Annotated in this window: 16 protein-coding genes; 12 read left to right on the forward strand and 4 right to left on the reverse strand. The window is 67.2% G+C overall.

The window, feature by feature from the left end; all coding sequences use genetic code 11:
• Window positions 1-186: 186 nt before the first annotated feature.
• From GV161_RS19825 to GV161_RS19835, 3 genes are read left to right on the forward strand one after another with little or no spacing between them, the layout of a single operon-like run.
• Window positions 187-870: a response regulator transcription factor gene (locus GV161_RS19825; RefSeq protein ID WP_152017303.1), complete on the forward strand. Its 684-nt coding sequence runs from the start codon at window positions 187-189 to the stop codon at window positions 868-870.
• Between the two features lie 7 nt (window positions 871-877).
• Window positions 878-2,368, forward strand: coding sequence for an ATP-binding protein (locus GV161_RS19830; RefSeq protein WP_152017548.1), 1,491 nt, complete (start codon window positions 878-880; stop codon window positions 2,366-2,368).
• A 43-nt stretch (window positions 2,369-2,411) separates the two neighbouring features.
• A complete protein-coding gene (locus GV161_RS19835) occupies window positions 2,412-5,366 on the forward strand; it encodes a bifunctional [glutamine synthetase] adenylyltransferase/[glutamine synthetase]-adenylyl-L-tyrosine phosphorylase (RefSeq protein WP_244624279.1) in 2,955 nt (984 codons plus the stop codon).
• A 16-nt stretch (window positions 5,367-5,382) separates the two neighbouring features.
• On the opposite strand, the gene GV161_RS19840 is transcribed toward GV161_RS19835, so the two are convergent.
• The 3 genes from GV161_RS19840 to GV161_RS19850 form a co-directional block, all read right to left on the reverse strand.
• Window positions 5,383-7,653, reverse strand: coding sequence for a PAS domain-containing sensor histidine kinase (locus GV161_RS19840; RefSeq protein WP_244624280.1), 2,271 nt, complete (start codon window positions 7,651-7,653; stop codon window positions 5,383-5,385).
• A 305-nt stretch (window positions 7,654-7,958) separates the two neighbouring features.
• A complete protein-coding gene (gene pepN, locus GV161_RS19845; RefSeq protein ID WP_152017306.1) occupies window positions 7,959-10,598 on the reverse strand; it encodes an aminopeptidase N in 2,640 nt (879 codons plus the stop codon).
• 60 nt (window positions 10,599-10,658) lie between these two features.
• Window positions 10,659-12,116, reverse strand: coding sequence for a cation diffusion facilitator family transporter (locus GV161_RS19850; RefSeq protein ID WP_152017307.1), 1,458 nt, complete (start codon window positions 12,114-12,116; stop codon window positions 10,659-10,661).
• Window positions 12,117-12,195: 79 nt separating this feature from the next.
• On the opposite strand from GV161_RS19850, the gene GV161_RS19855 reads away from it, so the two are divergent.
• The 8 genes from GV161_RS19855 to GV161_RS19890 all read left to right on the forward strand — a co-directional run bounded on the left by GV161_RS19855 (window position 12,196) and on the right by GV161_RS19890 (window position 18,360).
• Complete coding sequence (locus GV161_RS19855) at window positions 12,196-12,645, forward strand: VOC family protein (RefSeq protein WP_152017308.1); 450 nt, start codon at window positions 12,196-12,198, stop codon at window positions 12,643-12,645.
• Window positions 12,646-12,740: 95 nt separating this feature from the next.
• Window positions 12,741-13,787, forward strand: a complete 1,047-nt coding sequence (locus tag GV161_RS19860; protein ID WP_152017309.1) for an aldose epimerase family protein — start codon at window positions 12,741-12,743, stop codon at window positions 13,785-13,787.
• Between the two features lie 5 nt (window positions 13,788-13,792).
• A complete protein-coding gene (locus GV161_RS19865) occupies window positions 13,793-14,686 on the forward strand; it encodes a sugar kinase (protein ID WP_152017310.1) in 894 nt (297 codons plus the stop codon).
• A 124-nt stretch (window positions 14,687-14,810) separates the two neighbouring features.
• Window positions 14,811-15,158 carry a hypothetical protein gene (locus tag GV161_RS19870; RefSeq protein WP_159650301.1) on the forward strand — a complete coding sequence of 116 codons (348 nt, stop codon included), beginning with the start codon at window positions 14,811-14,813 and terminating at the stop codon, window positions 15,156-15,158.
• A gap of 249 nt (window positions 15,159-15,407) precedes the next feature.
• Window positions 15,408-16,253: a DUF1003 domain-containing protein gene (locus GV161_RS19875; protein ID WP_152017311.1), complete on the forward strand. Its 846-nt coding sequence runs from the start codon at window positions 15,408-15,410 to the stop codon at window positions 16,251-16,253.
• Between the two features lie 159 nt (window positions 16,254-16,412).
• Entirely contained in the window at window positions 16,413-16,886 is a 474-nt protein-coding gene (locus tag GV161_RS19880) for a VOC family protein (protein ID WP_152017312.1), read from the forward strand.
• A gap of 96 nt (window positions 16,887-16,982) precedes the next feature.
• Window positions 16,983-17,240 (forward strand): hypothetical protein, encoded by a 258-nt coding sequence (locus GV161_RS19885; RefSeq protein WP_152017313.1) that lies wholly within the window; start codon window positions 16,983-16,985, stop codon window positions 17,238-17,240.
• A 100-nt stretch (window positions 17,241-17,340) separates the two neighbouring features.
• Window positions 17,341-18,360, forward strand: a complete 1,020-nt coding sequence (locus tag GV161_RS19890) for an ABC transporter substrate-binding protein (protein WP_152017549.1) — start codon at window positions 17,341-17,343, stop codon at window positions 18,358-18,360.
• A gap of 66 nt (window positions 18,361-18,426) precedes the next feature.
• On the opposite strand, the gene GV161_RS19895 is transcribed toward GV161_RS19890, so the two are convergent.
• Window positions 18,427-19,470: an amino acid ABC transporter substrate-binding protein gene (locus GV161_RS19895; RefSeq protein ID WP_152017314.1), complete on the reverse strand. Its 1,044-nt coding sequence runs from the start codon at window positions 19,468-19,470 to the stop codon at window positions 18,427-18,429.
• A 159-nt stretch (window positions 19,471-19,629) separates the two neighbouring features.
• Between GV161_RS19895 and GV161_RS19900 the strand changes: the two genes are divergently transcribed.
• The gene (locus tag GV161_RS19900; RefSeq protein WP_152017315.1) at window positions 19,630-19,938 is read left to right on the forward strand and encodes a putative quinol monooxygenase; all 309 of its coding nucleotides are present in this window, start codon (window positions 19,630-19,632) and stop codon (window positions 19,936-19,938) included.
• Window positions 19,939-19,948: the final 10 nt, after the last annotated feature.

Raw genomic sequence — 19,948 nt, forward strand, 5'->3', positions numbered from 1 at the left:
GGCCTATCCAGATCGGGGCATGCTCGGGCGCGTAGCGTCAGTCCACCTTGCAAGAGCATGTTCCGGGCGGATGGTTTCTCCCGGCTGTCACGTCGCCCCCTGCCGGGAATGCCAGCCGTCACGGCGGCAGGTCGGATCGTCACCTCCGACCTGCCGCTTTTCGTTTTGATGAGGTAGCGTGCTGCCATGCGACTCCTGATCGTTGAAGACGACGCCGAAGCGGCAGCCTATCTGGTCAAGGCCTTTCGCGAGGCCGGCCATGTCGCCGACCACGCCCCGGACGGGCTCGAGGGCTATGCCATGGCGCAGGGCGGCGGCTATGACGTGCTCGTGGTCGACCGCATGCTGCCGCGCATGGACGGGCTCTCGGTGATCCGCTCCCTGCGCGAGCAGGGAGAGACCACGCCGGTGCTGATCCTGTCCGCACTCGCCCAGGTCGACGACCGGGTGAAAGGCCTGCGCGCCGGCGGCGACGATTATCTCCCCAAGCCCTATGCCTTTTCCGAGCTGCTCGCCCGGGTCGAGGTGCTCTCGCGCCGCCGCGGCGCTCCAGCCTCCGAGCCGACCACCTATCGCGTCGGCGATCTGCTGCTCGACCGGCTGGCGCACCGCGTCACTCGCGCCGGCGAGGAGATCGTGCTCCAGCCGCGCGAGTTTCGCCTGCTCGAATATCTGATGAAGCATGCCGGCCAGGTGGTGACCCGCACCATGCTGCTCGAGAACGTCTGGGACTATCACTTCGACCCGCAGACCAACGTCATCGACGTCCATGTCTCGCGCCTGCGCGCCAAGGTCGACAAGGGCTTCGAGCACCCGATGATCCACACCATCCGCGGCGCGGGATACATGGTCCGTGACACAGCTCGCTGACGGCCGGGTGGTGGAGGCGCAGCAGCCTTCTGGCCGCCTGCGCTTCCTGCCGCATCTCGTCCGCACGACCGCCTTCAAGCTGACGGCGATCTATCTCGTCGTCTTCGCGATCTTTGCCATCTTCGTGCTGGGCTATGTCGCCTGGAACGCCAAGAACCTGCTCGACGACCAGATCCGCTCGACCATCGATGCCGAGATCCAGGGACTGGCCGAGCAGCAGCGTCTCGGCGGCATCAGGCGGCTGGTCCAGGTCATCGAGCGGCGCTCGCGCGGGCCGGGCGCCTCGCTCTACCTCGTCACCACCCCCCTGGGCGAGCGTATCGCCGGCAATATCGAGGCCTTGCCGCCGGGCACGCTCGACCGCCAGGGCGAGAGCGAGATCGAATATGCCCGCTCCTCGGAAACGCTGGACCAGACCAATCACGCCATCGTCCGTGTCTTCATGCTGCCGGCCGGCTTTCGCCTGCTGGTCGGGCGCGATGTCGAGGAGCGTGAGCGCCTGCGCGTCGTGATCAAGCGCGCCGCAGCCTGGTCTGTCCTGCTCGTCGTCGTGCTCGGCTGTTTCGCTGGCTGGTTCGTGGCGCGGCGGGTGCTGAAGCGCATCGACGGCATGAACGACACCGCCCGCTCGATCATGGCCGGCGACCTCAAGGGCCGGCTTGCGATCGCCGGCACCGGCGACGAACTCGACCGGCTGGCAGGAAACCTCAATGCCATGCTCGACCGTATCGGCGAGTTGATGAGCGGGATGCAGCAGGTCTCGGACAATATCGCCCACGACCTCAAGACGCCGCTGACCCGCCTGCGCAACCGTGCCGAGGAGGCGCTACGCACGGCGCAGTCGCCCGAACAATTGCGCGCGGCGCTCGACGGTTCGATCGAGGAGGCGGACGGGCTGATCCGCGTCTTCAACGCGCTGCTGATGATCGCCCGGCTGGAAACCCGGCAGATCAGCGACAGCATGGCCCCGCTCGATCTTGCCGAGATCGTCGACGGGCTCTCCGAGCTCTACGAGCCGCTGGCGGAGGAGGCAGGCCTCACTCTGTCGGCTTCCGTTGAGCCCGGCCTGTCGCTCACCGGCAATCGCGAGCTGATCGGCCAGACGCTGGCCAATCTGATCGACAATGCGCTGAAATACGGCAAGCCGGAGGGCGATGCGCCGGCGACAGTCGTGGTGACGGCGCGGCGTGTCGGCGACATGGTCGAGCTCGGTGTCGCAGATCACGGCGCCGGCATCCCCGAGGCCGATCGCGGCCGCGTGCTGGAACGCTTCGTCAGGCTCGACCAGAGCCGCAGCAAGCCGGGCTTCGGGCTCGGGCTCGCCTTGGCGTCTGCCGTTGCGCATCTGCATGGCGGTGCGATCCGCCTGTCGGACAACGCGCCCGGGCTCGATGTCGTGATGTCGTTGCCTGCCGCGCCTCCTGTGGACAGGCCTGCGGTGGAGGCGCCTGCAGGCTCGACATCGCAACCGGATGGGGCAGGGTTCCAGTCGGCTTGACGAAGGGCTAAGGCTCGCTCAGCCGGTCGACGCGGAGGTCAGTGTGGGCGAGCCCTTATGCGAACGCCTGAAGGCGGCGCCCGTCCTGCCGGCCCGCGGCAAGGTCGAGGTGCTCTGGCGCGAGGAGCTGATCAAGCGCCTGTTCGATGCCGATGCCGGCGAGCGGCTCGTCGCGCATCTGACGGGCAATGAAGCGTCGGCCGCACTCGTCGCCGGCATTCTCGCGCACTCGCCTTTCCTGACCCAGATCATGCGGCGCGATCCGGAGGGGCTCTTCGCCTCGCTGACGACCGATCCTGGCGAGCGCCGCGACGCGCTGCTCGCCGGTATTGCCGCCTTCGCCACGCCGGAGACGGCGACCGCTGACCTGATGCGCGAGCTGCGTCGCTTCCGCCAGGCAATGGCGCTGCTGATCGCGCTCGCCGATATCGGTGGCGTCTGGCCGGTCGAGACGGTGACAGCGGCCCTCAGCGCCACCGCCGACATGGCGGTGAAGCTCGCCAGCGAGCATGCGCTGCATCAGGCCGCTGGGCTCGGCCGGATCGAGCTTGCCGACGCCGCCGAACCCGGCAAGGGTTCCGGCCTCGTCGTGCTGGCACTCGGCAAGCATGGCGCCGGCGAGCTGAACTATTCCTCCGACATCGACATCGTCGTTTTCTTCGATCCGGAGATGGCCGAGGCCGCCGGCGTCGGCGAGCCCACCAGCTTCTTCGTCAAGCTGACCCAGCAGATTGCCCGTATCATCCAGGAGCGCACGCCGGACGGCTATGTCTTTCGCGTCGATCTGCGCCTGCGGCCCGATCCCGGCTCGACCCATGTCGCCGTCGCCTTGCCGACCGCCTATGCCTATTACGAGACGGTCGGCCAGAACTGGGAACGCGCCGCGATGATCAAGGCGCGGCCGGTCGCCGGCGACCTCGACCTCGGCCGCCGCTTCATCGCCGATCTCGCTCCCTTCATCTGGCGCAAATATTTCGACTTCGCCGCCATCGCCGACATTCATGCGATGAAGCGCCAGATCCAGTCGGTGAAGGGCTTCGAGACGCTCAGCCTGCCCGGTCACAACGTCAAGCTCGGCCGCGGCGGCATCCGCGAGATCGAGTTCTTCGTCCAGACCCAGCAGCTCGTCTTCGGCGGCAGGCGTCCGGCGCTGCGCGGGCCGCGCACGCTCGAGATGCTGGGCGAGCTCACCAAGGAGAACTGGATCAGCCCGCAGGCACGCGACGAGCTGACGGAGTCCTATTGCTGGCTGCGCACCATCGAGCACCGGCTGCAGATGCGCCATGACGAGCAGACGCAGACCCTGCCGACGGACGCTGCCGATCTCGACGCCTTCGCCCGCTTCTGCGGCTACCCCTCGGCCAAGGCCTTCGGCAAGGATCTGGAGGCGCATGCCAGGCGCGTCGAAGGGCACTACGCCCTGCTGTTCGAGGACGCACCCAGCCTCGCCAGCGAAGCCGGCTCGCTCTCCTTCACCGGTACTGAGAACGATCCCGAGACGCTGGCGACATTGGGCAAGCTCGGCTTCCGCCAGCCGGCGACCGCAGCCGAGACGGTGCGCGGCTGGCATTTCGGCCGCCGCGCCGCCGTCACCAGCGCCCGCGCGCGCGAGGTGCTGACCGAGCTGACGCCGGCGCTGCTCGTCGCGCTCGGCCGCACCACCGACCCGGATGGTGCGCTCGCCCATCTCGACAACGCCTTCGTGCGCATGCCGGCGGCGGTCGAGCTTTTGACCTTGCTGCGCTCGCATGAAGCCCTGCTGCAGCTCTTCGCCGAGATCCTCGGTAGCGCGCCGCGTCTCGCCAAGGTCGCGGCGCTCTATCCGCATGTGCTCGACGCGGTGATCGACCCTGCCTTCAGTGCCCCCCGCCACGATGCCGAGCGGGTGGCGCAGCGCGTCCGCGCTGTGGTCGGCACGCCGCCTCCCAGCGTCGAGGACGGGCTCGACCGCATGCGCGACGCCGCCCGGCAGGAGAATTTTCTGGTCGGAGCCCGGCTGCTCTCCGGCGTGATCAATGCCGAACAGGCGGCGCAGGGCTATGCCGCAGCGGCCGCCGCCAGCATCCGCGTCGCCTTCGACGATACCCGCGCCGCCTTCGCCGACGACCATGGCCTCGTGGCGGGGGCGGAAGCCGTCGTGCTCGGCATGGGGCGCCTCGGCGCCGGCGAGCTCACCCCATCATCCGATCTCGACCTGATGCTGCTCTACGACCGGCCGGAGGACGCCGAGGCAAGCGACGGCAAGCGTCCGCTCGATCCGGTGACATGGCATGTCCGCTTCACCCAGAGACTCGTTGCGGCACTGACCGTGCCGACGCGGCGTGGCACGCTCTACCAGGTCGACATGCGTTTGCGGCCCGCCGGCAACAAGAGCCCCGCGGCGACGCAGTTCGGCGGCTTTACCGCCTATCATGAGGGCGAAGCTGAAATCTGGGAGGAGATGGCGTTGACCCGCGCCCGCGTCGTCGCCGGCGATGCCGGTTTGCGGGAAAAGGTCGAAGCCGCGATCCGCGAGATTCTGCTGCGCAAGCGCCAGCCGGCCAAGGTCGCCGCCGCGGTCGCCGAGATGCGGGCGCTGATCGCCAAGGAGAAAGGCGAGGGCAATGCCTGGGATCTGAAGCTCGCCGCCGGCGGGCTGACCGATCTCGACTTCCTAGCCCAGTTCCTGGTGCTCGCTTACGGCCACGATCATCCGCAGCTCCTCGCCCGCACGACCTCGGGGGTCTTCGCGGCGGCGCGCGACACCGGTGTCATCGCGGCGGGGGAGGCGGAGCGGCTCGCGGCTGCGGCACGCTTCATCGGCGACGTGCAGCTCTGGCAGCGCTTCGCGGTGGAAGAGGATTTCGACCCCAAGGCGGTGCCGGAGCGCGTCCTGCGCCGGATCGCGACGGCGGTCGGCCTGCCGGATGCCAAGGTACTGAAGGCGGAACTCGACGAGCGCCGGGCGATGGTCCGTGGCCTGTTCAAGCAGATATTGGGCGCGGCGCAGAAGGGCTGAGCGCGGGGCGCTCTCCTCAGGCCGCCTGTTCCAGCTCCGCGTTCGCCGGGCCCTTCAATGGCAGGTGGACCATCACGATCGTGCCCGAACCCATGATCGAGCGGACACGCAGCGAGCCGCCGTGCAGTTCCGCCAGCGAGCGGGCGATGGCAAGGCCGAGGCCGGAGCCGCCATGGCTGCGGATGAGATCGCCCTCGACCTGCTCGAACGGGCGCCCGATCCGGCCGAGCTTCTCGCGCGGGATGCCGATGCCGCTGTCCTCGACATAGAGGTTGAGCGCGTCGGGCGCCGGCTTGACCCGGACCGCGATCCGGCCGCCCTCGGGCGTGAACTTGATGGCGTTGTCGACGAGGTTGCCGACGATCTGGAAGAGGGCGTGCGCATCGGCCTCGAGGCGCATGTCGCTGCCGAGATCGCTGGTGAGGGAGAGCCGTTTGCGCGTGATCTCTTCGCGGTGGCAGCCGATCGCCTCGCCGACCACGAGGTCCAGTGCGATTTCGGTCTTCTCGAGCTCGATCTTGCCGGCCTCGATCCGGGCCATGTTCAGAATGTCGTTGATCACCGCGAGCAGGTAGCCGCCGCTGGAGCGGATGTCGCGGACATATTCGACATAGCGCTCGGAGCCGAGCGGGCCGAACAGACCGTCATCCATGATTTCGGAGAAGCCGAGGATGGCGTTGAGCGGCGTGCGCAGCTCATGGCTCATATTGGCGAGGAATTCGGACTTGGCGCGGTTGGCGCTTTCGGCGGCGGCCTTCTGCTCAAGGTAGAGCTCGGCCAGTTCGGCGAGCTGCTGCGCCTGCGCTTCGAGCTTCTGGCGCGAGGCCTTGACGTCGGTGACGGTCTTGAGCAGCTCGTGCTCGGAGCGGGTCAGGCGCTCCTCCTGCTGCTTCAGCATGGTGATGTCGGTGCCGACCGAGACCGAGCCGCCATCCTTGGTGCGGCGGCCGTTGATCTGCAGCCAGCGCCCGTCCGAGAGCTTCGCCTCGTAGGAATGGCTGCCGGAGCCGGCGCGCACGCTGCGGACCGGCTCGCGGTCGATGCTCGGCTGGGCGCTGTGGCTCATGATCTGCTCATAGGTCGTGCCGGTGCGCATCAGCTCCGGCGACAGCATGTGCAGTTGCTGGTATTTGGCGTTGCAGAGCACGAGCTTCTGCTCAGCGTCCCAGAGCACGAAGGCTTCCGAGATCGCCTCGACCGCGTCGCGCAGGCGGGCGTCGGCGGTGGCGGTGCGGGCGGCCATGCGGCGCTGCTCGGAGATGTCGACGACGATGCCGACGAGATGCTGGGCATGGGTGCGGCGATCGGTGACGAGCTCGGCTCGCGCCTTGAGCCAGACCCATTCGCTCGAGGCATTGCGGACGCGGAATTCCTGGTCGAGATGATCGGTCTCGCCGCGGCTGACCGCATCGGCCAGCGCATAGAGGTCGGCATCCTCGGGGTGGATGAAGGCATTGACCTCGCCGAAGGACATGAACTCGCCGGAGCGGTCATAACCGAGCATGGCGTACATCGAATCCGACCAGTACATCCGGCCCTTGGCGAGGTCCCAGTCCCACAGGCCGCAATGGCCACGGCTCAGTGCCGTGTCGATGCGGTCACGCACGCAGTCGCAATCCTCGTCGGCGGCGCGGGCGCGGCGCGATTGCAGCACGAAGGCGGCGGTGATGCCGGCGAGCACGATCGCGGCCGAGCCGAACAGGACGAGGATGGAGCGCCGGCGCTCGTCCCAGACCGAGAGCGCGCGCTTCACCGGATGCAGCACCGCGACCTGGCCGAGCGGGGCAGCGAGGTTGCGCACGGTGGCGAGTGTCTCGATCCCGCCGGGCAGCGTGATCGGCATCACGCCGGCGCGGTCGGCGAAGACGGTCAATGCCTGCCCGGGGCCGAGCACGTCGACCAGGCTGCGCTCGCTTGCGCCGATCGCCGGCTCGCCGGCGACCAGCCGGCCGCCGGCGTCGCTGACATAGACGACGCGGCCGCGGCCGGCGATATGCTTGGTCGACAAGGGGGCGAGGGCGCTGTCAGGGCGCTTGTCGTCTTTCGAGGCTAGATCGAGCTCGCGCACAAGCAACGCGGCGAGTGCTTCTAGGTCGATTGCGGCATCGTCGAGCGCATCATCACGCAGCGCCGAGGTCTGGACGTAGGCGCCCAGGGCGAGAAGTAGGACAAAGCCGGCGACAAGCGCCGGAATGACTTTCCGGAAGATCGGCTCCAGCTGCTCGAAGCGCTGATAGAGCGGATGCGTCAGGGATCGTGCTACGCCCAGAACTGAATTTGCGCGCACGTGTGCGCAAGCCGCGTCTGCACGCGTCATGCCCGTCCCCCTTCGGAAGCGATGTACCGACAGTAAGATCGAGAGACGTGCCGCATCCCCGAATCACAGTCAGTTGAATCTGCGGGACTCGCTTTGTCTAGCGGAAACTACGTCCTGCTCGTTGTTTTGCGCGTTTTGGTTGTGGTGGCGAATCGGTTGAATCCTGCGCGCGCAGGACTTCGTTAACCTTTGCTGGCGCGGCCGGTTAACGAGCGATTCTGGCGAGGGTGTCGGGGCCTCGAAAGGAGGCACAAAAGCCCTCCTAGGCCATCGATTCAACCCAGCGAGCGAGCGGCGATATCGGAGACATCGCGCGACAGGTTCGGCGTCGCTCCGACCATGCGCAGCGCCGCCTCCGCCTTGGCCCGGCGGCCCGCCTCCAGCATGCGCCAGCTCTTGAACGAGCCGAGCAGGCGCGAGGCGACCTGCGGGTTGGTTCGGTCGAGCGCGATGACGATGTCGGCGACGAAAGCGTAGCCCTCGCCATCGGCGCGGTTGAACTGCGTCAGGTTCGCCGCGAAGCCGCCGATCAGGCCGCGCACCCGGTTCGGATTGCCGAGCGAGAAGGCGGCGTGGTTCATCAGCTCCTTCACGCGGGCGAGCGTGCCGTCTTCGGCAATCAGCGCCTGTGCCATCAGCCATTTGTCGAGCACCAACGGCTCGCGGGCATAGAGCTCGCTGAAGCGCTGGATCAGCTCCTCGCGCTCGGCACCTGGGATCAGCGTCATCGCCGCGAGCGCCGCGAGCCGGTCGGTCAGGTTGTCGGCCTCGCTGAACTGCGCCAGCGAAAGCCGCGCGCCCTCGACTGGCGCGCCGAGCGCGATCAGGCCGAGCGCTTCGTTGCGCAGGGCGCGCCGTCCGGCCGGGGCCGCCGCCGGCGAATAGGGGCCACGTTCGGCGAGGTCTTGGCGCAGGGCCGCAAGCTGGTTCGCAACCGCGGCGCCGATCGCAGCGGAAAGCCGGCGATGGGCGCCATGCACGACATCCGGGTCGACATCACGGCCGATCTCGCGGGCGATGTCGGCCGGAGCAGGCAAGCGCAGTACCTGCGCGGCGAAGGCGGGATCGGCGAGGGCAGGGCCGGCGAGGAAGCCGGAGAGCGCCTTGGCGAGGTCGGTTGCGGTCGCATCCAGCGTCGACTGATCGCCCTTGCCGGCACGCACCAGCGCCCGTGTCGCGACCGTCTGCAGCGCTTGCCAGCGATTGAAGGAATCGCTGTCGGCGCTGAACAGCCGCAGCAGCTCGCTGTCGCCGAGATCGAGTTCGAGCCGGACAGGGGCCGAGAAGCCGCGCAGCAGCGACGGCGTCGGCGCTTCCGGCAGGTCGGTGAAGGTCACGGACAGTGAGGGCTGGTCGAGCACCACCACGCCGCCAGCCTTCAGCGCCGGCGAGATGCTGGTCAGCGGCAGGTCGCCGCCCTTGCCGACAAGGCCGAGCGCGACGGGGATGACCACCGGCTTCTTCTCGGGCTGGCCGGGCGTCGCCGGTGTCGATTGCGCCAGCTGCAACGTATAGCTCTTCGCCTGGGCATCGTATTTGCCGGAGGCGACCACGGTCGGCGTGCCCGCCTGCTCGTACCATCCGGCGAAATGGGCGAGGTCCTGGCCGGAGGCCTCGACGAAGCAGTCGAGGAATTCCTCGATCGTCGCGGCCGTGCCGTCGCAGCGCTCGAAATAGAGGTCCATGCCGCGGGCGAAGGCACCTTCGCCGATCAGCACCTTGAGCATGCGGATCAGCTCCGCGCCCTTCTCATAGACCGTCGGCGTGTAGAAGTTGTTGATCTCCTTGTAGGCGCGCGGCCTGACCGGATGGGCGAGCGGGCCGGCATCCTCGGAGAACTGCGTCGAGCGCAGCGTGCGCACATCGGCGATGCGCTTCACCGGGCGCGAGCGCTCGTCGGAGGAGAATTCCTGGTCGCGGAAGACGGTGAGGCCTTCCTTCAGGCAGAGCTGGAACCAGTCGCGGCAGGTGATGCGGTTCCCGGTCCAGTTGTGGAAGTACTCGTGCGCGATGATCGCCTCGATCGAGGCATAGTCGCCGTCGCTCGCCGTCAACGGGTCGGCCAGCACGTACTTGTCGTTGAAGATGTTGAGGCCCTTGTTCTCCATCGCGCCCATGTTGAAGTCGGAGACGGCGACGACGTTGAACACGTCGAGATCATAGTTGCGGCCGAAGACGCGCTCATCCCAGCGCATGCAGCGCACGAGGGAATCAAGCGCCCAGCCAGCGCGCCCGGCCTTGCCCGGCTCGACATAGACGGCGAGCTCGACCTTGTGGCCATCGGCGGTGACGTAAGGCTGCCGGACATGGTCGAGCTTGCCGCCGACCAGCGCGAACAGATAGGCCGGCTTCGGGTGCGGGTCGTGCCAGACGGCGAAATGGCGCTCGCCGCCAGGCAGTTCGGCCGCGGCGACGAGGTTGCCGTTGGAGAGCAGCACCGGCGCCTCGGCTTTCCTCGCCTCGAGCCGGACCGTGTAGACGCTCATGACGTCGGGGCGATCGAGGAAATAGGTGATACGGCGGAAGCCGTCGGCCTCGCATTGCGTGCAGTAGACGCCGCTGGAGCGGTAGAGCCCCATCAGCTTGGTGTTGGCGCCGGGGTCGAGCGTCGTCTCGATCCTGAGCGAGAACGCCCGCGCCGGCGGCGCCTGGATCGTCAGCCCCTGCGGCGAGAGGGAATACAGGGAAGGATCGAGCGGGACCTCGTCGAGCAGGATGGAATCCGGCGTCAGCTCGTCGCCGTCGAGCACGAGCGGCGCGCCGGCATGGCCGGCCGGGTTCGGCCGCAGCTGCAGCTGGGAGCGCACCCTGGTCCGCGTCGGATCGAGGACGATGTCGAGATCGACGGTGTCGATCAGCCAGTCGGAGGGGCGATAGTCCTCGAGGCGGATCAGTGGGGCGTCTTCGGCGCGCATGGCAGGCTCGCTTCCTTCAGTCGCTCTTATCTATGGGGCCGGAGATGACGGCGAAAGCCGTCAGGGCAGGGCATAGGGCTTGTCGGTCGTGACCGCCGGCTCGGCATGGCTGACCAGGCGGCAGACATCCGGCCGGGCCTCGCGAACCTTGCGCTCGATCTTGTCGACGGCGCGATGCACGGCAGCGACGTCGAGCGCGCCATCGGCGCGGCAATGGTAGTTCACCACCAGGCCGTTGCGGGTCTCGCGTACGCGGACGCTGTGGATGTCGCGGATCGGGCCGCCGGCCTCGGCCGCTTCCTGCGCGATCGCCTTGCCGATCGCCTCGACCACCTCCCAGGGCGCGTTGTGCCCGGAAGGCTGGCCGGTTTCCATCGGCTCGATATGGGTGTCGACCTCGGTCTCGCCGCCGAATTCGGCGCGGATCGCGTTCTCCAGCCGCGTAGCGACCTCGTGCGCCTCGCCGAGCGGCAGCAGCGCGTCGACCTCCATGTCGAGCGAGACGGCGAGCCGCCCGCCGATCGTGTGGACGCTGACATGGTGCACCGGCACCTTCATCTTCAGCGCGATCAGCAGCACGCGCTCCAGCGCCGTCTCGTCATCGACCTGGACCGGGTTGGCGGTGACGGTCAGCGCCGAATCCGGCTCGACGACGGCCAGTGCCCGCAGCAGCTCGTCCTTGATCGCGCTGACGCGGTCGAGCGGCAGGGTCCGCGATACCTGGATGCCGATCTCGCCCTGGACCACGCCGCCGGCCGGCCGCAGCCTGAGCCATTCGACATTGACGACGCCGGCAACGCCCTGCGCCGCCTCGCGCAGGCGCTCGGCGACGCCTTTCGGTGCGGCGTCGATCAGCGTGTCGACCGTGCGCCGCCCGAGCTTGACCGCAGTGGCGATCATGAACACGGCCAGCGCCAGCGCCGTCGCGCTGTCGGCCATCGGCACGCCCATCCGCGTCAGGATCAGCCCAAGCAGAACCAGCGCCGTGCCGACGAAATCGGTGGCGAAATGCAGCGCCTCGGCCGAGAGCGCCTCGCTGCGGGTTTCCTTCGCGACCATGGTCAGCGTGCGCCAGCGCGTCGCGTCGACCATCAGCGAGAACAGCAGCACGCCGATGACCAGCGGCGTCACCGCGACGCTGGGTTCGCTGCCGCTCCACAGGCGGTTGGCGGCCTCCCACAGGATCGCTCCGGACAGGCCGAACAGGATCGCGGTCTCCAGCAGCGCCGCCAGCGCCTCGAACTTGCCATGGCCGTAATGGTGCTCGTCATCGGCCGGCTTGTCGGCGGCGCGCACGGCGAACCATGTGAACATGGTCGAGCCGATGTCGATCAGCCCCTGCAGCGCGTCGGTCATCAGGGCGAGCGAGCCGGAGAGGATCGCCGCGCCGAATTTGGCGAGCGTCAGCACGATGCTGGCTAGCACCGACAGCGTCGCCGCCTTCTGCTTGACCCGGGAGACCTCGGTGGGCGACACCGGGCCGGTCGGGTTCGGCGTGCGATCCTGCGTTTCGCTCATGATAGGTCCGCGCGAGCCCTCTTGGAATGGCGCCGGTTTGGCCCGATCCATGAACCAGATCAACCCCGGGAGACAAACTGTGCGCTATCTCCACACCATGGTCCGCGTCACCGACCTCGATGCCGCCCTCGATTTCTACGTGACCAAGTTCGGCCTCATCGAAACCCGCCGGATCGAGAACGAGAAGGGCCGCTTCACCCTGGTCTTCCTCGCTGCGCCGGACGACGCCGCCACCGTCAAGGAGCAGGGCAGTCGCGGTCGCCCGACGCTGGAGCTGACCTATAACTGGGATCCGGAGGTCTACACAGGCGGGCGCAATTTCGGCCATCTCGCCTATGAGGTCGACGACATCTATGCGACCTGCGACAAGCTGATGAAGGCCGGCATCACCATCAACCGGCCGCCGCGGGACGGCAACATGGCCTTCGTCCGCTCGCCCGACAACATCTCGATCGAGATCCTGCAGAAGGGCGATCCCAAGCAGCCGGCCGAGCCCTGGCTGAGCATGCCGAACACCGGGGCTTGGTGAAGGCGTAGCAGCAGGGCTTGCGCATACAGCGTACCTGCGACTAGCGAGGGAGCCGCAACCGCCCAGCTGAAGGGCGGCGCGGCGGGAGGCTGGCCATGACCAAGACGCTGTTCGGCACGCTCGATGATGGCACGCCGATCCACGAGGCCGTGCTCCGCTCTCCCGCTGGCGCCGAGGCGCGGGTGATGGAATGGGGGGCGGTGCTGCGCGATCTCGTCGTGCCGCTGCCGAATGGCGGGCGCCAGCGCGTCGTGCTCGGCTTCCCCGACTTCGCCGACTACCCCAGGCATTCCCCGCATATGGGCGCGATCGCCGGCCGCTTCGCCAACCGCATCGGCGGCGGCCGTTTCGCACTCGATGGCACCGAGTACCAGACACCGCTCAACGAACACGGTCGGAACTCGCTGCATGGCGGTGGCCAGGGTTTTGGCAAGCGGCCCTGGACGCTGGTGCATCATGACGATGCGAGCGCGACATTGGCGCTGGTCTCGCCCGCCGACGATGCCGGTTATCCCGGCAGGCTCGATGTCCTCTGCCGCTACAGCCTCATCGGGGCTGCGACCTTGCGGATCGAGCTCACTGCGACGACCGACGCGCCGACGATCGTCAATCTGGCGCATCACTCCTATTTCCGCCTCGACGACGGCCCGGACATTCTCGATCACGAGTTCGAGGTCCGCGCCAACCTGATCACGCCGGTCGATGCCGACCTGATCCCGGACGGCTCGGTCGCCCCGGTGGCGGGCACGCCCTTCGATTTCCGAAAGAGCCGGCCGATCCGCTTCGCCAATCCGGACGGCTCGCGCTTCTGGTATGATCACAACTACCTGCTGCGCCGGGATCGCCGCGAGCAGGCGGCAGCGACGGGGCTCGAAATCGCCCATGCCGCGACCTTGCGCTCGCGCCGCTCGGGCCTTGCCATGGAGGTCTGGACCACCGAGCCGGCGCTGCAGGTCTATGACGGCTTCAAGCTCGATACGCCGGTCGCGGGGCTGGATGGCGTCCGCTACGGCGCTTGCGCCGGCATCGCGCTCGAGCCGCAGCATGTGCCGGATTCGCCCAATCTCCCGCATTTCCCCTCGACGGTGCTGCGCCCCGGCGAAGTCTATCGCCAGATCAGCGAATTCAGGTTCGGAGCGTAAGTCGTATGGCCGGTGTCTTCTGTCTCGGTATCGCGACGCTCGACTATGTCTACAGCGTCGAGCGCGTGCCCCATCCCGGCGAGAAGGATCGGGCCCGCGATCTCGTCGTCACCGGCGGCGGCTGCGCCGGCAGCGGCTCGGCCGCGATCGGCCGGCTCGGCGGCAAGGCCTGGCTGGCGACGCGGCTGGGCGACGATGCTGTCGGCGACACCATCGTCGGACAATTGCAGCAGGACGGCGTCGACACCTCGCTCTCGCCGCGTTTCCCGGGCCTGCGCTCGCCGGTCTCCTCGATCCTGATCGACGCCCAGGGCGAGCGCATGGTCGTCTCCTATACCGACCCCAAGACGCCGCTCTCGCCTGACTGGCTGCCGGACGCGCTGCCTGATGGTTGCGACGGCGTGCTGGTCGATACGCGCTGGGGCGAAGGCTCGCTTGCGGCACTGCAACTCGCCCGCAAGGCCGGCGTGCCTGGCGTGATCGACGGCGATCGCCAGCCGACCCATCCGGAGATGGTCACCACCGCCAGCCACGTCGCCTTCAGCGAGAAGGCGCTGAGCGAGATCTCGGGCGGACAGGAGCCGCGGGCGGCGCTGGAAGTGCTGGCGCGCGATGCGAGGAACTGGCTCGCGGTGACGCTCGGCCCGCGCGGCGTACTGTTCATGGAGAATGGCGGCATCGCCCATCTGCCGGCCTTCCCGATCGAGGCGGTCGACACGCTCGGCGCCGGCGATGTCTGGCATGGCGCCTTCGCGCTGGCGCTGGCCGAGGGGCAGGGGGAGCGCCAGGCGGTGCGCTTCGCCTCGGCGGTGGCGGCGATCAAGTGCACCCGCTTCGGTGGTCGGGCGGGCACGCCGACGCGCGGGGAAGTCGAGCGCTTCCTGGTGGCGCATCCCTGAGGGGGCCTCAACTCAATCGCTGCTGTCGTCGATGCGTCAGTGCCGCGTCGCGCCCTCGTCACGCTGCTCGGGCATGTGATCGGCTGTGCGCTCCCGCGCACCCGATCAATCTGAGGAGAGCGTCATGCTGGCGATCCAGGGACTGAAATGCGTCTATGATACCGGCTCCCGCGGCTGGGCGATCGAGCTCGCGCTGAAGGGCGAGGGCGAGGAAGCCGTGCGCCGCTTCGATGTCGACGGCCCCGAGGATGCCGAGATGCTGATCGAGGCTTTCGACGAGTCGACCGCGAGCAGCTTCGACCCGGCGACGGGCGAGATCGTCTTCGCCTATGAATACGCCAGCCTCGACGACGAAGACGAGGATGAGGACGAGGCGGAGAGCGACGACGAGGAAGAAGACGAGGACGCCGAAACCGCCGAGGACGACGAAGACGAAGTCGCCGAAGACGAGGGCGAGAAGGTCAAGGCCTGAGGCGGAGGCCGCGCGAGACCATCGCGCGCGGCGCCACGCCCAGTCATCCCGAAGCCGCCGCGCCGGTCCGCGACCTCATGGGCAAGGGCGCGCGGCGGCAATGCTTGCCCCCGACAGATGATGACGAGGTGGCCCGCAACGACGTATTTGCGACGCGATCCTGTTCCAGCGTAACGATGCGTTGCTGCTGGTCCTTATCTCCGCAGGTGCCGGCCGCCGCACAATCGAACGATCCCAGGCCAGGCCGCGATGCAAGACGACGTTGTGTTCCCGTCTCTCCCGACGCACGAGACAGGCAAGCTCAAGCGCGGTGTCTGCGCCATCAGCGGCGTCGAGCTCAGCCGCAAGAACCTGATTGCGCTCGGGACGCTGCGCCCCTCGCTGGTCGAGCATATCCGGCGCGACTTTCCTGATCTCGACGACAACAGCCTGATCAGCCTCAAGGAGCTGGCGCGTTACCGCACCCGCTATGTCGAGGAGATCCTGCGCGAGGAGCATGGCGAGTACACCGATCTCGACCGCGAGGTCGCCGAGAGCATCGCCCGGCAGGACACGATCGCCGAGAATATCGAAGACGATTTCGAGGAGCATCGCACGCTCGGCGAGCGCCTTTCGGACGGGCTCGCCAGCTTTGGTGGCTCATGGGCCTTCCTGATCAGCTTCGGCGTCGTGCTGGCGATCTGGATGCTGGTCAATGTCGTTGCCGGGACGGGCGCTTTCGACCCTTACCCGTTCATCCTGCTCAATCTCGTGCTGTCCTGCATCGCCGCCATCCAGGCGCCGATCATCATGATGAGCCAGAAGCGGCAGGAGGCAAAGGACCGGCTGCGCTCCTTCAACGACTACCAGGTCAACCTCAAGGCCGAGCTCGAGGTCAGGCACCTGCACGAGAAGATCGACCATCTGATCACGCGGCAATGGCAGCGCCTCGCCGAGATCCAGCAGGTCCAGCTCGAACTGCTGCAGGAGGCGCAAGTGCCGCGCCGCAAGCCGAAGCGCCGCAAGAAGCCGGCCACGAAGAGGAAGGTGGTCGCCACCGCGGGGGAGGCGGCGGCGGATGCCGGCGAGCCCGCGAACGGGCACTCCGATGCGTGACGACGATTGCGCCTTGCGGGATCAGATCGCGCTGGTGACGCATGCGGTCGCCTCCGCGCGCAATGCCTACCTACTTTGAGCGACACAGTCGATTGTGTGGCTAGCTTCGCAGGTACCAAGAGACGATACTGCGGGGGGCCCTTTTCTCGGGGAAGCGTCATGATCCCGATCAAGGGCTTGTACGAGAGCCACCTCACGGTGTCTGACCTTTCGCGATCGATCGCGTTCTATCGGGACGTCGTCGGCCTCGAACTGGCCCATACGGTTCCAGCGCGCAACGCTGCCTTCTTCTGGGTCGGCGGGCGTGACAGATCGATGCTCGGACTCTGGTCGATTCAGAGTTCCCCGCTGCGGTTGAGACTCCACATCGCCTTCCACACGGGTCTGGAGGACGTGGAGCAATCGATCCAGGAACTCCGTTCGAAAGGTATCGTGCCTCGCGATGGTGGCGGCGGTCCCGAAATTGACGAGCCGGTGGTCTTCCCTTGGATGCCCGCGGCGAGTGTCTATTTCGATGATCCCGACGGCCATTCGTTGGAATACATCGCGATCCTGCCAGGCAAGGCGCGGCCTGATATGTCTGGGACGGTTAAGCTCTCCGAGTGGCGGACGCTGGATACGGCTGCCGAGTAGGGCGCGCAGCGTTACTTCCTGTTCTGAGCGTCGGCGTCGACGGGAACATCGTCTGCTACCTCTACGTTCCCTTCCATCGCAGATCGGGAGGGAACCATGGCCAAGCCCAAGACCGCAGGCCCCAAGGGCCAGCAGCCAGAAGCACTCGCGACCTTTGCCGCCAGCGCCCGCAATGACGGCAAGAAGCCGAAGGAGATCGGCCTGGAAGCCACCGAGGCGACTAAGCCGTTGAAGACATCCCCTGAAAAGAAGCAGGACGCGGCGACGAAGGTCCTGCGCGAAGGCGTGCTCGGCAGGGATCAGGGCGCCGACGAGGCGATCGACAAGCTGCCGGACCGGACCCGCCGGCGGTGAGCCTGGGGTTGCTCTGCGTTCAATATTGACACCTGCCTGGGCTCTCTTTCTTGTAGACGGCTAACGAAATTGGCCGTCCAGGGAGGTTGCCTTGTTCCGTCTGTCTTATGCCGCTGTGCTCGCTGGCACGGCTTTCGCTGCCTTTGCGACGCCTGCCGCCGCCCAGGGGCAGGTCACCGTCTACTGCTCGATCCTCGAGGAGCAGTGCCGCGAGGGTGCCTCGATCTTCGAGAAGGCGACCGGCATCAAGGTCCAGATGGTCCGCAAGTCGACCGGCGAAGTCTATGCGCAGGTCAAGGCGGAAGCGACCAATCCGCGCGGCGACGTCTGGTGGGGCGGGCCGGGCGAACCGCATCTGCAGGCCGCCGACGAGGGCCTGCTCGACGAGTACAAGTCACCCAAGCTGGCGGAGCTGCATGACTGGGCCAGGCGCCATGCCGAGCAGTCGAAGTTCCGCACCTCGGGCATCTATCTCGGCGTGCTCGGCATCGGCTACAATCTCGAGACCCTGAAGGGCAAGAAGCTGGCCGAGCCGAAATGCTGGGCCGACCTGCTCGACCCCAAGTACAGGGACGAGGTCCAGATCGCCGATCCCAGCTCGTCCGGGACGGCCTATGTCTTTCTCGCCACCACCGCCCAGCGCCTCGGCGAGGACAAGGGCTTCGACTTCCTCAAGAGCCTGCACAAGAACATCAGCCAGTACACCAAGTCGGGCATCGCCCCGGTCAAGGCGACGGCGCTCGGCGAGACGGCGGTCGGCATCGCCTTCATGCACGACATGCTGACGCAGAAGCTGCAGGGTGCCCCGATCGGCATCGTCGCCCCTTGCGAGGGCACTGGCTACGAGACCGGCTCGGTCTCGGTGATCAAGGGCGGCAAGAATCCGGAGGCGGCACGCAAGTTCGTCGATTTCACGCTCTCGCCGGAGGCTCAGGACATCAACGCCAAGCTCAAGATCAACTCGATCCCGTCGAACAAGAATTCCAAGCTCTCGCCCGATGCGCCGAAATTCGAAGAGATCAAGCTGATCGACTACGACACCCCGCGCTGGGGCAGCCCGGCCGAGCGCTCGCGCCTCCTGAAGAAGTTCGACGACGAGGTAAAGTCGCTGCCGCGCTGAGGATGGCTGCGTTTAGTAGCACTGGCCTGAGCCAGTGCTACTAAACGCCTCAAGCGATGGAGGTCGTTATCGTACCGGCGGCGCGTATTGCAGGCCGCCCTGCGTCCACAGCCGGTTCATCCCGCGCGGCAGGTTGAGCGGCGACTTGGCGCCGAGATGCCGGTCGAAGCTCTCGCCGTAATTGCCGACCGCCTTGACGATGCGCACCACCCAGTCGTTGGAGAGGCCGAGGCTCTCGCCGAACTTGCCCTCAGCTCCGAGCAGGCGCTTGATCTCGGGATTGGCCGACTTCACCATCCCCTCGACATTGGCCTGCGTGATACCGAACTCCTCGGCGTTCAGCATGGCGTAGACGGTCCAGCGCACGATATCGAACCAGGCGTCGTCGCCCTGGCGGACCCAGGGGCCGAGCGGCTCCTTCGAGATCATCTCGGGCAACAGGTCGTGCTCGGCCGGGGCCTTGAGCTTCATCCGGTTCGCGGCTAGCTGCGACAGGTCGGTGGTGTAGGCGTCGCAGCGCCCAGCCTCATAGGCCTGGATGGTCTCGTCGAGACCGGCATAGGCGATGACCTCGTATTTCATGCCGTGATTGCGGAAATAATCGGCGAGGTTGAGCTCGGTCGTCGTGCCCTGCGCGACGCAGATCGAGGCGCCGTTCAGCGCCTTGAGATCCTTCACGCCCGCGCTCTTGCGCACGAGGAAGCCCTGGCCGTCGAAATAGTTGATCGCGGTGAAGTTGAGGCCGAAGCCGGCGTCGCGGCCGAGCGTCCAGGTGGTGGTGCGCGAGAGCACGTCGATCTCGCCGCTCTGCAGCACGGTCAGCCGGTCCTTCGAGGCGAGCGAGATGTATTTCGCCTTCTCCTGGTCGTTGAAGATCGCCGCGGCCAGCGCCCGGCAGAGATCGGTGTCGAAGCCGCGCCATTGCCCCTGCGCATCCGGCAGCGAGAAGCCGGCGACGCCCTGGCTGGTGCCGCAGATCAGATGGCCGCGCTGCTTGATCCGCTCCAGCGTCGTCTGGGCCTGGGCGGCAATCGGAAGCACCGTCACGAGGCAGAGGCCGGCGAGGAACTTGCCGAAATTGCGGGCGCGGCGTGCTGAAATTCTAAGCATAGTCATCCCCTGATTATTGGTCGCGCGATCTAACAGGCTCGCAGGCAGGCGGGCCAGATGTATTTATGCGGCTAATCGATTGGCGGCTGCATCCTGCTGCATCCAGGTGTCGGTCTCCAGCGTATTCTGTGCGTGCGCAACTGCGGAGCTCCGTCCAGCATGTCCGATCCCGTCCTCGTCATCGCCCGGGCCAGGGTCATACTCGCCGAGCGCGACCGCTTCATTGCCGCGGCACGCGACTGCATTGCGGCAACGCGTCGCGAGCAGGGGTGCCTCGGCTACGACATCTGCGAAAGCCTCACCGATCCCGGCTTTTTTCTCAGCGTCGAGAGCTGGGAGAAGCGCACTGACGTCGACCGGCATATGCAGCAGGCCCATCTCCAGGCCTTCCTCGCCATCGCCGGGACTTGCGTCAGCGCCGCTCCGGTGATCGAAGTGGTGGAACCGCGATCGGTCGATCGCCTCTGATCCATCACGC

This window comes from Bosea sp. 29B, assembly GCF_902506165.1.
Classification (GTDB): domain Bacteria; phylum Pseudomonadota; class Alphaproteobacteria; order Rhizobiales; family Beijerinckiaceae; genus Allobosea.